Below are 16,656 nucleotides of genomic sequence, written 5' to 3' on the forward strand. Positions count from 1 at the left end.
GTGCGGTGCTCCCGCACGCCTAGAGAGGGGTCCACGTGACATCGTCCGGTCCGGTCCGCATCGATCGCCGCGCCTTCCTCGTGGCGCTCGGGCTAGCGCCCACCGCCGCCTGGCTGGCGTCCTGTGGCACCGACGAGTCGCCGACCACCACCTCCACCAGTACGACGCTGAACGGGCCGGATCTGTCGGGGGCCGATCCCGCCGTGCGCCCGCAGGACGATCTGTACCGCAGCGTCAACGGCAAGTGGCTGCGCGAATACCAACTGCCGCCGGACAAGGTGTCGTTCGGCACCTTCGACGAGGTGGGCGATCGCGTCGAGGGGCAGTTGCGCGAAATCATCGACGGCATCACCGATCCCGAGGCCGGATCCGAGGCGCAGCAGATTCGCGACCTCTACGACGCGCGCATGGATCTCGACGAGATCGAGCGCCTGGGCATGACGCCGCTGGCCGATATGTTCACCTCGATCGACAAGGCCGCCACCAAATCGGAGCTGGCCAAGGTGATGGGCGCGCTGCCGATCGGCGGGGTGATCGGGCTGGGCATCGGTATCGACCGCAAGAATTCCAGCGCCTACGTGCCCTCGGTGGGGCAGTCCGGTCTCGGGTTGAGCGAGCAGTACTACCGCAAGCCGGAGTACGCCGCCAAGCTGGCCGGGTACAAGACCTTCCTGGAGAGCGCCGCCAAGGGCGCGGGCTTCGACGATCCGGCCGGAATGGCCACGCGCGTACTGGATCTGGAGACCCGCATCGCCTCCGGCTTCTGGGACAATGTGCGCAATCGCGATACCGACGCCACCTACAACAAGATGACGTGGAACGAGATGGTCGCGCTCGCCCCGCGATTCGATTGGGACCCTTGGCTTTCCGGCAATACCGATCGGCCCAAGAACCTGTTCGACACCATGATCGTGCACCAGCCGTCCTACATCACCCATGCCGGAAACCTCTGGCACGACACCGATCTGGGCCTGTGGCGCGACTATCTCAAGCTGTACCTGGTGCGCGAGTACGCGCGGTATCTGCCCAAGGCCATCTCCGACGCCAATTTCGAATTCTTCGGCCGGGTGATGAACGGCCTGGAGCAGCGGCCCGAGCTGTGGAAGTCCGCGGTCGGCACGGTGGACGGCAATCTGGGTGAGCAGCTCGGGAAACTGTATGTGGCACAGCATTTCCCGCCCGAGGCGAAGGATCGCGCCCTGGAGCTGGTGGACAATCTGAAGGCGGTCTACAAGGAGAACTTCACCAACTCCACCTGGATGTCCCCGGCCACCCGCGACGCCGCCATCGTCAAACTCGAGAAGATGGTCGCCAAGATCGGTTACCCGGACAAGTGGGATGACTACTCGGGTCTGAAGATCACCCGGGGCAAGCTCATCGAATCCCTGCGCGCGGTGGGCACTTTCGAGGCCAAGAAGATGTTCGACCGCCTCGGCACGCCGGTCGACAAGACCGAGTGGAGCATCTCGCCGCAGACGGTGAACGCCTTCTACTCCCCCGTCTCCAACGAGATCGTCTTCCCCGCGGCCTTCCTGCAGCCGCCGTTCTTCGACAAGGACGCCGAACCGGCGGTGAACTACGGCGCGGGCGGGTCCGTCATCGGCCACGAGATCGGCCACGGCTTCGACGATCAGGGCTCCAAGTACGACGCCGACGGCAATCTGAAGGACTGGTGGACCCCCGAGGATCGCGCCGCCTTCGAGGCGCGCACCAAGAAGCTGGTGGACCAGTACAACGCGCTGGTGCCCGAGGGCCTGAAGCCCGAGCAGCACGTGGATGGCGAACTCACCCTGGGTGAGAATGTCGCCGACGTCCGGGGCCTGCAGATGTCGCTGGCCGCCTTCGCCCTGGCCGAGAAGAAGCGCGGCGTCGAAACGCCGAACTACAAGCCGATGTTCGAAGCCTGGGCCCGCAACTGGCGGGACAAGTCGACCACGCAGTACACCGAGAACCTGCTGGCCAACGACACCCACTCCCCCGCCGAATTCCGCGCCAACCAGGTGGTGCGCAACCTGCCGCCGTTCTATACGACCTACGAGGTGAAGGAGGGTGACAAGCTGTTCCTCCCGGAGGATCAGCGCGTCACGTTCTGAGTTCGCCGGGGCTGCCTTCCACCAGCTTTCGGGGTGCGGCTTGCCGCCAGGAGTCCATCACGATGGCCTCCAGCTCCTCGTCGTCGTCGAGGGCGGCCAGCCGCACCCGCACCCACGCGTTGTTGACTTCGTGCGCGGCGATCCAGAATTTGTCGGGTTCGGCGGTGACCAGTTCGTCGCGGTCGACGATGGGACAGCGGACCGCCATGGAGGTCTCGCCCTCGGGCAGGGTCAGGAAGAGTTTGCCCGCCACCCGGAAGGTCGGCATCTGCCATTCGAAGCCCTCACGCACCTCCGGCAGCGAAAGCGCCACCGCGCGAACATCATCCCCACTCGCCGTCATGTGATCGATGTTCTCAGCAAGGTCCGACAACCCGGTAGGGCTACCGGGTTGTCGGGCGCTCGCTACTTCGCGGCGTTGGCCAGGGCCGGTTCGATCTTGTCCAGCAGATAGGGCAGCGCCAGCGGCGTGGGCTGGTTGACCGCGCTGATCTCCTGCACGGTCAGGAAGACGACCGCGTTCTTCTTGACCGACGGCAGTTCGGCGTAGCCGGGGAGCTGACGGTACTTCTCGTCCATGCCCGGGGAGTAGCCCGCGAGCAGCAGATCGGCGTCGAGTTCGTCGAGGCGCTCCGGGGACAGGGCCAGGCGACCGCCATTGCCGCCCTGGTCGACCAGGTGCTGCGGAATGGTCATGCCCAGTTGGGTGAACAGGCTGCTGGAGCCGTCCTTGGGGTCGGTGAGGACCATGAGCTGGGTGGGGCCAGCGAGCCAGCTGCTCACGAAGGTCTTGCCCTTCAGGCCCGGATTGGCCTTGGCGATGCCGTCGATGCGGCCCTGCAGGTCGTTGATGACGCGGTCGGCGTCCTCGGTCTTGTGCAGCACCTTGCCCAGCGCGCGAACCTGGTCCTGCCAGGGGGTGACGGCTTCCTTGGTGAGGCCCGGGATCGTCGGGGCCACCTGGGAGAGGTCGTCGTAGGTCTTCTGGTTCGCGATGAAGGGGTCGGCGACGATGAGGTCGGGCTCCAGCGCGCTGATCTGTTCGACCAGGTTGCCCTGGGTATTGAGGACCTTCGCCGATTCCAGGGCCTTGGGCTCCCACGGCGGGGCGCTCTGGCTCACCACGGCGATATTGTCGACGTAGCCGACCGGGGTGACGCCGAGGACCTGCACGGTGTCGAGCCACTGGTTGCCCAGGGCGACAATGCGTTTGGGGGTGCCCTCGACGGTGGTCTCACCGAGGGCATGGGTGATGGTCGTGCTGCCGCCGCCGGAATGCTCGTCATCGGTGGAGGATCCGCAGGCCACCAGGCCGAGGGTGAGTACGCCCGTGAGGACGGCGACGGCCGCGCGCGACCAGTGCCGAGTTCGCACCGATTTCATAGGTTGACCTCTCTGAACTGTCAGCTCAGCCAACAACCGGCCAAGCAGAAGGTGAGCCTAGCCTAACTCGGAGCCGATTCGTCATCGGGTAAGCGCGGCGTGCGAACTGTGACGCAAGTGGGTGTTGCAATGCAACACAGTTAGGTTAGGGTTGCATAAGTTCGTTTGTCGGTGTTGAGCGATGGAGAGTGCGGTGCCGGATTTCTTGACCGCTGTCGAGCGGCATCGACTCGTGGACGAATGGGCCAATGGGGTCGAGCTGTCCGGATATCCGAGCGTCGAGGGGCTCATCGAGCGCGGCCGCCGGGTACCCGCCATTCGCACGGCGGTGGTGTGTGGCGCGAAAACGCTGACCTACGGCGAACTTTTCGAGCGTATGGGTCGCGGGGTCGCGGCCGAGCGCTGTGATCGCTCACTCGACGGCGCGGTGCGCCTGCTGGCCGATATCGAGCGGGCCGCGGAAACCACCGCGCCACTGCTACTTTCCGCACCGACCGGTCCGCACTCCCCGTGCTCGCGCCATGCCATCGGCCTGCACTCCGATGCCTTGGCCGCCGCCGTCGACGACCGCCGCGGCGTGGCCGCCGACTGTCGCGCCGAGCATGTCGACCGGGCCATGGGCTCCACCGATGTGCGCCTGCTCGCCACCGAGTGGGCCTGCGCCGATACCGCCGTGGAGCTGCTCGCCGCCGTCGCCGACGGCGCGACGCTGGTGGTGGCCACCGAGGCACAGCGCCAGCGGCCCGCCGCCCTGGCCGAACTCATCGCGAACCGCGCGGCCACGCACGTGGTGGCCGATGCCGACACCCTCGCCCGGCTCGCGGATATCGCCGTTCCCGCGCTGCCGTCGGTGCGCCGCTGGGATGTCACCGGAACACACTGCCCCGCAATCCTTTCCGAACTGCTGCGCACGATCGCGCCGGGCTCGGTGGCCGGATTCGCCTACACCGCACCGCAATACGCGGGCGTGGTGGCGCGTGGGCCGCTCGACGGCAGCGATCGGGTGCGGCCGATTCCGGGCGCGCGGGTCCTGGTTCTGGATGAAGCCCGGCAACCCGTACCGGCCGGTGGGTATGGAGAACTCTTCCTCGGCGGCGCGGCCCTGGTGGCCGAAGTCGGCGCGATGGCAGCGGATTTCGTCGCCGACCCGTTCGCGCCGACCGGTCGTTTGTGTCGAACCGGCCTGGTCGGTCGCTGGACCGCCGACGGCTGGCTCACCTTCGCACCGAGTGCCAAGGGTATTGCCGCCGTTGAGAATACGGTCGCGGTTACCGATGCAAGTACCGACGACGACGCGTCCTCGGTAGCCGAAATCGCCGCCTGAAACCCTGTAATCCAAGGTCCTCGGCCCGACATGGCGGGAAACCGCGCACGAATAGTGCGCCAACTTTGCGGATCCGCCCTGAGGGTGTGATCCCCGGCGATATCGTGGAACTCAGTCATTGGCCGCCGATCGCAAAGGTGCGTCGGATGCCTTCGATATTGGTCTCACCGCGCGTGACCGGTGACGACTCACCATCGGTGCTGGAGTCGTGCGCGCCGGATTTCGCCTGGCTGCCATAGCGTTGGCACTGGTCGGCGTGACGATCACCGCATGTTCACACCTCCGCGGGACGCACCTCGCCTAAAACCGGACAAATACGGAATAGCGCGTGGAATTCCCTGGGGCACAGACTGTTCGGTCCGCCCACCGACCGCTACGGCCGACTGTGTTCGGCATTCAGTGGCTGGGATGCCGACGATCGTGTACCTGGAAGGTGGGTCATGGCCGCAGTATCCAAGACGCCGAGACCGGCGTCGGACGCAACGTTCGCTTTCTCCGACCGCGAACGGCTGCGCATCGCAATGGTGGTTCCCCCGTATTTCGACGTGCCGCCCAAGGCGTACGGCGGTGTGGAGGCGGTCGTCGCCGATCTGGTCGACGCTCTCGCGGACCGCGGACACGAGGTCACGCTGCTGGGCGCTGGAGAGCCCGGCACCAAGGCCGCGCGTTTCGTGCCGCTGTGGGACGAACTGCAGGCCGCGCGCCTCGGCGAACCCTTTCCGGAAGTGCTGCACGCCATGAAGGTTCGGCGCGCGCTGGAACAGCTCTGCGTCGTGCACGGGCTCGATCTGGTGCACGACCACACCTTCGCCGGTCCGCTGAATCTGCCGGTGTACCGCGACCTGGGGCTGCCCCTGGTGGTGACGGTGCACGGGCCGGTGGACGGCGACCCCTATCTCTACTACCGCGAATTCGGCGACGAGGCGGCGCTGGTGGCCATCAGCGATCGGCAGCGCGCACTCGCCCCGGACCTGAATTGGGCCGGGCGGGTACACAACGCACTGCGCATCGAGGATTGGCCGTTCCAGCCGGACAAGAAGGACTACGCGCTGTTCCTCGGCCGCTACACCCCCGACAAGGCGCCGCATCTGGCACTGGCCGCCGCGCATGCCGTGGGGCTGCCGCTGATCCTGGCCGGGAAGTGCGCCGAGCCGCCGGAGAAGCGGTACTTCGACGCCGAGGTCGCGCCGCTGCTCACCGAGCAGGACACCGTCTTCGGGATGGCCGATACCGCCGCCAAGCGAAAACTGTTGTCCGAGGCCCGCTGTCTGCTGTTCCCGGTGCGCTGGGAGGAGCCGTTCGGCATGGTCATGATCGAGGCCATGGTGTGCGGCACGCCGGTGGTGGCGCTGCGCGGCGGCGCGGTGAGCGAGGTCATCGTCGACGGCGTGACGGGCCGCATCTGCGACGATCCGGACGAATTGCCCGCCGCCATCAAGGAAGTGCAGACCTACGACCCGCAGGCGTGCCGCGACCACGTGATCGCGAATTTCGGGGCCGACAGCCTGGGGCGGGGATACGAGGAGATCTATCAGAACGTCGTGCGGGCGCATCGACCCCGGCGCTCCGGCCGCGTCACCACGATTCATACCTGGTCCGGCGGTGCGGGACGGCAGAGCCCGGGTATGACGCCACCGGTCCGCGCGGCGGGTTCGGGCCCGGGGCGGGCCCCGGTCGCCGGAGCGAGCCCACGCGGTTCGGCCGTCTCCGGCACCAGAGGCGCGGCGGGCTCCGGCTCGCGTAATCCCGGCGCGGGCAACCGACTACCCGGTTCGCCAGGCGCCCGAGTCCCCGGCGCGGCGGCGGGCCGCGCCGCCGGACCCACCCCGAGCCGCGCCCCCACCCCAGCGACTCCCGGCAGTCTCGCGCCCGGCTCGGTGCCGAGTGGTACTCCTCCGCGGCGACCGATCACCCCAACATCGCGACCGCTCGGTACGAGCTGCGATCCCGCGGTGACACCCGCGGCTCCGCTCGAACTGCCCCCACCGCGCACCAACCCGGTGGTCGCCGTCGGCGCGGGCGAAGCGGCGGCGCTCGATCGCGGTGAGACCGGGGCTCCGGCCCGCGCCGCGAGTACTACTGGGGCCGAGGATGTCTCGAATGCGAGGCTCGACCTTGTTTCCGATGCCGCCGCCGAAGGGATTCTGGGCACCGGCGTCGATTCGGGCACGCCTGCTGCCACTTCGTCCGGACCGGTCGGTAGCCGACCCGAAACCGCGTCCGCCCGTAACGTGAAAAACGTTGTCGCAAGGGATGTTCCGAGCAGGAGGTGCGAATAGCGGTCTGGCACGATCTAGTCCCGCAGCGCCTCGGACGCCGCCGGGACGGGTCGACAGAATACCGCTGACGACTGTCTCCGGTGTGGCGGCCGGGATGGTTCCGGGCCTCGGTTCGAGGCCCGGAGTCGGTCCCGGTACGGCGGGCCGATCCGTCGGCCGGGGAGGTGATCCACCGCAGGTCGAGGTCGCGAGTGGGTCCCGACAGCGCTGCGAGTTCGTCACAGAGCACGGCAAGTAAGCATGGGCTCTGTCGAGGAGTGGAAAACAGTTGGTCTATCAACAGCGTTCCGCGCCCGGATCCAAGACCTGCCGCACATCGGCGGCACAGCGGGCGCCTCAATTGGAGGTCTTGATGAATGGTGACACGCCCGCCGCGCTCAATGCTGGCGAGCCGTCGTCCCTGGGGGGTCACGGCGGTCCGGTCACACTGGTCGAGGGCAGTACCTTCTGCCTGTCCGACCGGCTCGGCGATATCGAGCACGGCACCCCGTACGGGCTGTTCTACCGGGATGCGCGGGTGCTGTCGCGGTGGGAGCTGCGGTTGGACGGCCAGCGGCCCGAACCGCTCTCGGTGTTGAGCCCGGAGGCCTTCACCGCGCGCTTCGTGCTGCGGCGGCCGCCGCGCCCGGGGGTCGCCGACAGCACCGTGCTCATCGTCCGCGACCGATTGGTGGCCGACGGGCTGCGCGAGACGATCACGGTGGAGAACATGGGCCGCGAGACCACCGCCGTCGATCTGCGGCTGTACGTGGACGCCGATTTCGTGGACCTGTTCGCGGTGAAGGAGGGCCGCACCGGCGGCGCGCGCGCCGAAATGCTGGTCGCCGACGTGGAATTGCTGCTCAACGACCGGTCGGATCGGGCGCGCGGGGTGGCGGTGTCGTCCTCGGAGACGCCCATGGTGCTGCCCGGCTCGCTGTCGTGGCGCGTGGTGGTTCCGGCCGGGGGCCGGTGGCAGACCGAGGTTCTGGCGCAGCCGACCATCGGCAGCCAGGCCATCCACTCGCCGCTGCGCCCCGGCGAGCACTACGAATTCAGTGAACCCGGCCGCAAGATCGAGGCCTGGCGCGATACCGCGGCCAATATCACCGCCGACGACCCGCAGCTGGCATGGGTGCTGCAGCGCACCGAAAGCGATCTGGGGGCCTTGCAGATTCACGACGACATGCGCGGCGGCAGACCCTTCGTGGCGGCCGGTGCGCCGTGGTTCATGACCCTGTTCGGCCGCGACAGCCTGCTGACCGCGTGGATGGCGCTGCCGCTGGATGTGAATCTGGCGCTGGGCACCATGCAGCAGCTGGCGGAGATGCAGGGGCAGCGGGTGGATCCGCTCACCGAGGAGGAGCCCGGCCGCATCATGCACGAAATGCGGCGCGGCCCGGCCAGCGGCGCGGTACTCGGCGGTGAGACCTACTACGGAACCATCGACGCCACACCGCTTTTCGTCATGCTGCTGGCGCAGGCGCGCCGCTGGGGCGCGGATACCGAATCGGTGCAGGCGCTGCTGCCCGCCGCCGATGCCGCGCTGGCGTGGATGGCCGACTACGGCGACCGCGACGGCGACGGATTCGTGGAGTACCGCCGCGCCACCGACCGCGGCCTGGTCAATCAGGGCTGGAAGGACAGCTTCGACGGCATCAACGATGCCGCGGGGCATCTGCCGGAACCGCCGATCGCGCTGTGCGAGGTGCAGGGCTACACCTACGCCGCGCTGCTGGCCCGCGCCGATCTGGCCGAGGAGTTCGGCGACGACACCACGGCCGGGCATCTGCGCGACCGCGCCGCCGAATTGCGCACCAAGTTCGCGGAGGCCTTCTGGCTGCCCGAAAAGGGCTGGTTCGCCGTCGCTTTGGATGGCAACAAGCGCCGACTCGACGCGCTCACCAGCAATATCGGGCACTGCCTGTGGTCGGGCATCGTCTCCGACGAGCACGCCATGGAGGTCATCGAACGCCTGTCGAGCCCGGTGATGGACACCGGATTCGGTTTGCGCACACTGGCTTCCACCATGGGCGCGTACAACCCCATGAGCTACCACAATGGTTCGGTGTGGCCGCACGACACCGCCATCGGGGTGGCCGGGCTGCTGCGCTACCGGCATCTGCCCGGAGCGGTGGAGTTGGCCACCCGGCTGGCCGAGGGTCTGCTCGACGCCGCCGGAGCCTTCGGCGGCCGCCTGCCCGAATTGTTCTGCGGTTTCCCGCGTTCCCGATTCGCCGCCCCGGTCCCCTACCCCACCTCCTGCTCGCCGCAGGCGTGGGCCAGCGCGGCACCGCTGCTACTGGTCCGCTCGTTCCTCGGCTTGGACCCGGATGTGCCGCGCCGCACCCTCACGGTGCTGCCGCATCTCCCGGCGCGCTGGGGCCGGGTCGAACTCACCGATCTGCGGTTGGGCGGCGCGGTGATCGACCTGGCGGTGGAGGGTGACCGGGTGACGGCGACCAACCTGCCCGACGATTGGACCTTGGTGACGCACTGAAACCTTGGTGACGCCCTAGCTCTGGGCGGCGGCGCGGTAGCCACGCACGGCCAGCGCGCCGAAGACCAGAGCCAGGCCGACGGACCATGCGGTGGTCTGGAGCAGCGGGGTGGCGACGGGGCCGCCGAGGGTCAGGTTGCGCATGGCCTCGATGGCGCAGCTCATGGGCTGGCCGCGGACGATGGGCTGCAGCCAGCCCGGGTAGTTCTCGACCGGGACGAATCCGGAATTGAAGAACATGCCCAGCAATGTGACGGCCGCGAACAGCTGCACGACCTTGTCGCCCGCCTTGCTGACGCCGACGGTGATGACCATGGTGGCAAAGCCCGGAATCAGGATGACGGGGACGAGCACGAAGGCCAGCGCCGCCGCCCAGCCCTGCTGGAAACGCAGGCCGAGGGCGACGCCGAGGGCGACCACGATCAGGGTGGCGGCGAGGGTGCGCGCGCACTCCGCGAGCAGTCGGCCGATCAGCCCCGCCGAACGGTGGATGGGCAGCACCCAGAAGCGGCGCAGCAGACCGCTTTCGCGTTCGGCGTGCAGGGACAGGCCGGTGCCCATCGCGCCGTACATGGCGCCGGTGACGGCGATCATCGGCACGAAGCCGTAGACGGCCTCGGTGCCGGAGGAGACCGTCAGCACCTTGTCCAGAACCAGCTGGTACATGAGCAGCAGCAGGACGGGCAGGATGAGGGTGGAGGTGAGCACCTCCTGTTCGCGGGGCCAGCGGCGCACCAGGCGTCCGGCCTCCACGAGGCTCTGGTCGAGCAGGGTTCTCACGGCCGCCGCCTTTCCACCAGCACCGACACGGCGGTGAAGACAATGATCAGAGCGGCCACCCAGACGGCTGTAATGGCCACGGCCGCAGGGTATTCCCCCTCGGCCAGCCCGCGCAGCGCCGAGGCGGCCTGGGAGACGGGCTGATTGCGAACGAAGGGCTGGATCCAGCCCGGGAACGCTTCGGCGGGAACGAGTCCCGTGGACATCATGACCAGCAGCAGCTGTGGGGCGAGCAGCGCCGAGGCCCCGATCTCCGGTTTGCCGGTGGCGACGCCGAGGGTGTCCGCGCCGATCACGATGGCCGCGCCGAAGGCCAGGGCCAGCGCGACGAAGACCACCGCGCCGCCGAGATCGTGGAAACGGAAGCCGAACAGGTAGCCGATGACCAGGGCTCCGGCCACCGAGGCCAAGGCGCGCACCAGATTCGCCGACATGCGCGCGGCCATGGGCAGCCACGGCTTGACCGGCATGGAGCGCAGTCGGGTTCCCATGCCGCTGAAGGTGTCTCGCGCGGCGCGGTCACCGGCCGACATGGCGGCGAAGAACATGCCCTGCACCACGATCACGGGAAGCAGGTACTGCGCGTAGTCCAGGCCGCCGAACTCCATCGAACGGCGCAGGGGCACATAGAAACAGATGAAGAAGATCATGGGCGCGAAGAAGCCGAACGGCAGATCACCCTCGCGCACGGCGGCGCGAATGGTGCGGCCGGACAGCGCTTTCCACTGCATGGCGGCCGGAATGTGGAACTCCACCGGCGTCGCGCCACTCATGCGCGCACCTGCGCCGGTTCGGGCTTGGTCAGCTTGATGAAGACCTCGTCCAGCGAGGGGCGGCGCAGCGCGATATCGATGAGATCGATTCCGGCCGTATTGACCCGGTGCAGCACCTCGGTGAGTGTGGCCGCGCCGTCGGGGGCGGGGAGCGAGACGCGGTCGGCGGATTCGGCGACGGTGATCTCCCCGAGTCCTTCGAGCGCGGTGGCGATGGCCGCGACATCCGCGGCGTCCACCGGGACGACCTCGCAGTAGCTCGAGCCCGAGCGCGCCTTGAGCTGGTCGGCGGTGCCCTCGGCGATGACGGTGCCCTTGTCGACGACAATGATGTTGTCGCTCAGGGCATCCGCCTCCTCCAGGTACTGGGTGGTGAGCAGAATGGTGACGCCCTGCTGCTTGAGCGAGCGGACCAGCGACCACAGGCTCTGACGGCTCACCGGGTCCAGGCCGGTGGTGGGTTCGTCCAGGAACACCACCTTGGGCGGGCGCACCAGACCGCAGGCGATATCGATGCGGCGGCGCATACCGCCGGAGTACTGGCCCACCCGCCGGTCGGCGGCCGCGGTGAGCTCGAACTGTGCCAGCAGCTCCTCGGCGCGCTGTTTGGCGGCCTTGGGACGCAGGCCCATGAGCCGCCCGAAGAGCACGAGATTCTCACGGCCGGTGAGCACTTCGTCGAGGGCGGCGTACTGGCCGGTCAGCATGATGGAGGAGCGCACCGCCGCGGCGTCGCGCACGACATCGTGTCCGGCCACCACGGCGCGGCCCGCATCGGGCTTCACCAGGGTCGACAGCACCGAGACGGTGGTGGTCTTCCCGGCGCCGTTCGGGCCGAGCACGCCGAGTACGCTCCCGGCGGGCACGCTGAAGCTGATGCCGCGCAAGGCTTTCACCTCGCCGAAGGACTTCTCGACGGAGTCGACGACGATCGCCGCCTCGCTGCTGCTATTCGGCACTGTGTTCTCCATTCGATTACTCCCCTGCCGCCAGGACGGCCACGGACCGCTGCCAGATGGCGGCGATGCGTTCGATATCGGCGGCGTCGAACAGTTCGGCGCTCCAACGGAATACGGATGCCAGCTGCGGTCCGTCGGGACCGGGGTACACGGCCGCGACCTGGTCCAGGGCGTAGCGCAGCGGCATATCGGGCTCCGGGGCGACCGGAAGCCGTTGGTGCAGTTCCAGATCCGCGAGGGGCGTCCAGGCGGCGGCCGTGTGCTGGGTGGTGAGATCCATGCGGCCCAGGTAGTCGAACATGACCTGCGGGTCACCGGCCGCGCCGAGTTCGGGGGCCGCGCCGTAGCGCAGCGCGCCGTAGTCGAGGCCCTTGTTCGGGACGCTCGCCAATGCCGCCGTGATGGTTTCGAGCAGTTTGGTCGCGACGGCCGGATCGAGTTCGGCGTGCGCGACATCCAGATCGATTCCGGCGGCGAGCAGCAGCGGGTAGACGGTGGTGAACCAGCCGACGGTGCGGGAGGTGTCGACCGTCGCGGCGACGGCGGCATCCTCGCGGCCATGGCCCTCGAGGGCGATGCGCACACCGGTGCTCGCGTCGTGGCCGCGCTCGACGCGCCAGGTGCCGATGGTGAGGACCAGGGCGGCGAGCAGCAGATCGTGCACGCTGCGGCCGCCGTCCAGGACGCGCCGGGTGATGTCGGCGTCGACGAAGGCCGGGATGATGCGGTACGACGACCAGGTGTCCGTGCGCGGGTCCGGACGCCGGGAGCCGAGGGCGGGTTCCGTGCCCGCGGACTGCGCGGCCCAGAATTCGCGCTGGGCCAGCACTTCCGGGCTTTCGGCGCGCTCGGCCAAGGCCTTGGACCATTCGCGGTACGGGGTGGGTTCCGCGGGCATCGTGGCGGTGTCGGCGGTCGCGAGCTGCGACCAGGCGTCGGCGAGATCGGCCAGCACGATATGCCACGACACCGGGTCCACCGCGAGATGGTGGATCGACAGCAGCAGCACATCGCCGGACGGACGCTGGAAACGCACCGCCCGCAACATGATTCCCGCGTACGGGTCGATGTGGTCGATGGCGGTGCGGGATTCGCGTTCCAGGACCGCGCCGAGGTCACCCTCGACCGCGATATCGACCAGCAGGTCGGCGGCCGCGACCACGCCGGGCTCGCGGGTGATCAGTTCCGGGCCGTCGGCGGTGTCGGTGAGGCGCGCCCGCAGCAGGTCGTGGCTGTCCAGCAGCGTCTGGAGTACGGATTCCAGTCGGGGGCGGTCGATGTCGGCGGGCAGCGCGATCAAGGTGGACAGCGCGAGGCGACGGAAGCCGCCGAACTCGTACATCCACCGCATGATCGGCGTGGGTGTGACCGCGCCGTATTCCACCGGTGCGGCCGAATCCTCTGATACCGCACGGGTGTCGATGGCGGCGGCGAGATCACGCACGGTCGGGGTCGCCAGCACCATGGCGGGGCTGACCGACAGTCCGGCCTGGCGGGCCTTGTTCACCAGCGAGATCGCCACGATGCTGTCGATGCCGAGATCGAAGAAATCGTCGTCGATGCCGATGGCCCGCCCGCCCAGCACCTCGGCGAAGGCGGCGCACAGCGCGCGTTCGGTATCGGTGCGCGGTGCGGTTCCGGGTCCGGTCTCGGACAGCTCCCGCTGTCCGGCCGCCACCAGCGCGCGCACGTCGAGTTTGCTGTTCGAGGTGACCGGCAGGGCGGGCAGGGTGCGGATACGCGACGGGATCATGTAGGCGGGCAGGTGTTCGGCCAGCTCCCGGCGCAACCGCGCGCCGTCGGCCGCCTCCGCGACCGCGAAGCCGACCAGGGTCGGACCGTTCGGGCGCGGCACCACCACCACGGCGGCCTCGCGCACGGCGGGCAGCCGCAGCAGCGCGGATTCGATATCGCCGATCTCGATACGATAGCCGCGAATCTTCACCTGGTCGTCGGCGCGGCCGAGGTAGGCGAATTCGCCGGAGGCGGTGCGGCGCACCAGATCTCCGGTGCGGTACATGCGCACGCCGGGGCGGTACGGGTCGGCGACGAAGCGCTCGGCCGTCAGGGCGGGTTTGCCGATGTAGCCGCGGGCGACCTGCGCCCCGGAGAGGTACAGCTCGCCGACCACGCCGGTGGGCACCGGGCGGAGGCGCGAGTCGAGGACGTATCCGGCCATGCGGTCGACCGGGCGGCCGATGACCGGGGTGGCGCTGCTCGGTGTATCCGACTGTGCCGCACCGGTGTTGACGGTGGCGACGACGGCTTCGACGGTGGTCTCGGTGGGGCCGTAGCAGTTGTACACGGCGGTGGCTGGCAGTGACCGCAGCTTGTCCCACATGGCCGGGCCGATGGCCTCGCCGCCGAGGGCCAGCACGGTGAGGTGCTCACCGTCGACCAGTCCGGCGGCTGCGAGCTGGGTGAACATGGACGGCGAGGTGTCGATCATGTCGACGCGGTGCCGAATCACACCCGCCACCAGGCCCTGGGCATCGCGCATCTCGGTCTCGTCGAACAGGTGCACGGCGTGCCCGTCGAACAGGCCGATCATGGGCTGCCAGGAGGCATCGAAGCTCAGCGACCAGGAGTGCGCGATGCGCAGCGCACGGCCCAGGCGCGCCCGGGCGGGGGTGTACACGCGGTCGCGGTGGTCGGTGAAGTAGCTCGTCAGGGCGGCGTGGGTGCCCATGACGCCCTTGGGTTCTCCGGTCGAGCCCGAGGTGAAGATGAGATAGGCGCGGGCCGCGGCCGCGACGGCGACCGGTGCCGCGACCGGGCGCTGCGCGATGCGCGCGGCGACGGCGGGGTCGTCGAGGACCAGGGTCGGCGCGGTGGTCTCGGGCAGTGTCGGGAGGCTGTCGGCGGTGGTGAGCACCATCTGCGGATTCGCCTGCCGCAGAATGGATTCGATGCGCGCGGCCGGAGCCGTGACATCCACGGGCACGTAAGCGCCACCGGCGTAGAGAACACCGAGAATAGCGACGATCGACCGCGCCGAACGCGGCATGGCCAGCGCCACAACGGTTTCCGGGCCGACACCGTGCGCGGTGAGCTCCGCGGCGAGGCGGGCCGCGGCATCGCGCAGCTCACGGTAGGTGAACTGCTCGGTGGCCGTGCTCAGTGCCGACGCGTCCGGGTTGGTCTCGACCTGCCGCGCGAACAGCTCGACGACATTGCCCACCGCCTCCGCCGCCGTCTCGCCGGTCATTCCGGCGCGCCGTCGGCCGGAATCCTTGCCCGCCAACGCCGCCCGCTCCTGCGGCAGCAGCACATCCAGTGCGTCCGGCGTGCTCTCCGCATGGTCCGGCAGCTGCCGCAGCACCGTCAGAATCCGCGCGCCGATATCCGAGACCGACAGGTGCGGAAGGGCTTGCGCGACCGCTTCCAACATGACGACCAGCACATCGTCGTTGAGGTACGACACCACCGACAGCGGGTAGTGCACCAGGCTCTCCATGGCCACCGGCAGGAAGCGAGTGCCATTGGCGGTGACGATCGGATCGGTGGCCGCGCCGATGGGGGCGTTCTCGAAGACGAACAGCACATCGAACAGCGGTCCGTGTCCGGCGGCGCGCTGGATCGTGGACAGGCTCAGATATCCGTTGTCGCGCATGGCCGCCTGCTCGCGCTGCAAGCGGCGGCACTGCTGCGCGACGGTCTCCTCGGCGTCGAGCAGCACGCGGGCGGGCACGGTATTGATGAACAGGCCGATCATGGATTCCACGCCGGGCAGGCCGTCCGGGCGGCCCGAGATGGTGGTGCCGAAGACCAGATCGCGGCGGTCGGTGAGCCGGGAAAGCACGACGGACCAAGCGAATTGGACGACCGTGCTCAGGGTGAGGCCGTTGGCGCGCGCCCACTGTACGAGGCGGGTGGTCTCGGCGGTGCTCAGCGCGTACCGGGTGCGCACCGGGATCACCGAGCCGACTTCGGCGGCACCGGCGTCGGCGAGCATGAGCGGCCCGGAGACCGGGCTCAGGTAGTCGACCCATGCTTTCGCCGCCGCGTCGGCGTCCTGGGCGGCCAGCCAGCCGATGTAGTCGCGATAGGGGCGCGGGGCGGGCAGTCCGGCGGCGGAGCCCCCGGCCTCGTAGACGGCCATGAGTTCGCGGAAGAACGCCGCGACCGCCCAGCCGTCCATGAGGATGTGGTGCGCGTTGAGGATCATGCGCCGACGGCCGTCCGGGAAGGTGACCAGCGTGACACGCAGGGCCGGGCCGCGGCTCAGATCGAAGGAGCGCTTGCGGTCGGCCTCGGCGATGGCGTCGAATTCCGCCGGGGTGGACTCGATCTCCGCCCACGGCAGGTCCACCCAGGTGGGCACGATCTGCACCGGTTTGGGCAGGTCGCGGTCCCAGAACGCCGCCCGCAGGTTCGGGTGGCGCTCCAGCAGCACCTCGATACCGCGCCGCAGCGTGGCCACGTCCAGGGGTCCGCCGATATCGATGACGAACTGCATGGTGTACAGGTCGACACCGTCGGAGGACAGCCGCGACAGCGAGAACAGGCCCTCCTGCAGCGGACTCAGCGCGAGCACGTCTTCGATCTCGGCGGGCTTGGACCGGTCCACGGTCATCGCGGCGTCC

Annotated in this window: 9 protein-coding genes and 1 pseudogene; 4 read left to right on the forward strand and 6 right to left on the reverse strand. The window is 68.9% G+C overall.

All coding sequences use genetic code 11. The features are described 5' to 3' along the window. Positions 1–35 precede the first annotated feature (35 nt). On the forward strand, positions 36–2,093 hold the full coding sequence (locus tag ACIBH2_RS25420) for a M13 family metallopeptidase (protein WP_397121753.1): 2,058 nt from the start codon (positions 36–38) through the stop codon (positions 2,091–2,093). On the opposite strand, the gene ACIBH2_RS25425 is transcribed toward ACIBH2_RS25420, so the two are convergent. Next, positions 2,083–2,436 (reverse strand): MmcQ/YjbR family DNA-binding protein, encoded by a 354-nt coding sequence (locus ACIBH2_RS25425; RefSeq protein WP_397121755.1) that lies wholly within the window; start codon positions 2,434–2,436, stop codon positions 2,083–2,085. The two genes, ACIBH2_RS25420 and ACIBH2_RS25425, sit on opposite strands and share 11 nt — an antisense overlap. 62 nt (positions 2,437–2,498) lie before the next feature. Beyond that, positions 2,499–3,476 (reverse strand): ABC transporter substrate-binding protein, encoded by a 978-nt coding sequence (locus ACIBH2_RS25430; RefSeq protein WP_397121757.1) that lies wholly within the window; start codon positions 3,474–3,476, stop codon positions 2,499–2,501. Positions 3,477–3,669: 193 nt separating this feature from the next. Between ACIBH2_RS25430 and ACIBH2_RS25435 the strand changes: the two genes are divergently transcribed. From ACIBH2_RS25435 to ACIBH2_RS25445, 3 genes and pseudogenes are all read left to right on the forward strand, one after another. Next, positions 3,670–4,800: an AMP-binding protein gene (locus tag ACIBH2_RS25435; RefSeq protein WP_397121759.1), complete on the forward strand. Its 1,131-nt coding sequence runs from the start codon at positions 3,670–3,672 to the stop codon at positions 4,798–4,800. 521 nt (positions 4,801–5,321) lie between these two features. After that, positions 5,322–6,392, forward strand: a pseudogene (locus ACIBH2_RS25440) (glycosyltransferase family 4 protein); the annotation flags it as partial. A gap of 1,039 nt (positions 6,393–7,431) precedes the next feature. Continuing rightward, positions 7,432–9,558, forward strand: a complete 2,127-nt coding sequence (locus ACIBH2_RS25445; RefSeq protein ID WP_397121761.1) for a glycogen debranching N-terminal domain-containing protein — start codon at positions 7,432–7,434, stop codon at positions 9,556–9,558. 15 nt (positions 9,559–9,573) lie between these two features. Here ACIBH2_RS25445 and ACIBH2_RS25450 read toward each other — a convergent pair whose 3' ends face one another. The 4 genes from ACIBH2_RS25450 to ACIBH2_RS25465 are packed head-to-tail and all read right to left on the reverse strand — an operon-like array spanning position 9,574 to position 16,646. Next, on the reverse strand, positions 9,574–10,338 hold the full coding sequence (locus ACIBH2_RS25450) for an ABC transporter permease (RefSeq protein ID WP_397121763.1): 765 nt from the start codon (positions 10,336–10,338) through the stop codon (positions 9,574–9,576). Then, positions 10,335–11,111, reverse strand: coding sequence for an ABC transporter permease (locus ACIBH2_RS25455; protein WP_397121765.1), 777 nt, complete (start codon positions 11,109–11,111; stop codon positions 10,335–10,337). The genes ACIBH2_RS25450 and ACIBH2_RS25455 overlap by 4 nt, the downstream gene beginning before the upstream one ends. Continuing rightward, on the reverse strand, positions 11,108–12,082 hold the full coding sequence (locus ACIBH2_RS25460) for an ATP-binding cassette domain-containing protein (protein WP_397121767.1): 975 nt from the start codon (positions 12,080–12,082) through the stop codon (positions 11,108–11,110). Before ACIBH2_RS25460 ends, ACIBH2_RS25455 begins: the two co-directional genes overlap by 4 nt. A gap of 4 nt (positions 12,083–12,086) precedes the next feature. Further along, positions 12,087–16,646, reverse strand: coding sequence for an amino acid adenylation domain-containing protein (locus ACIBH2_RS25465; RefSeq protein ID WP_397123006.1), 4,560 nt, complete (start codon positions 16,644–16,646; stop codon positions 12,087–12,089). Positions 16,647–16,656: the final 10 nt, after the last annotated feature.

The sequence above is a fragment of the Nocardia sp. NPDC050406 genome (assembly GCF_044459025.1).
GTDB lineage: Bacteria > Actinomycetota > Actinomycetes > Mycobacteriales > Mycobacteriaceae > Nocardia.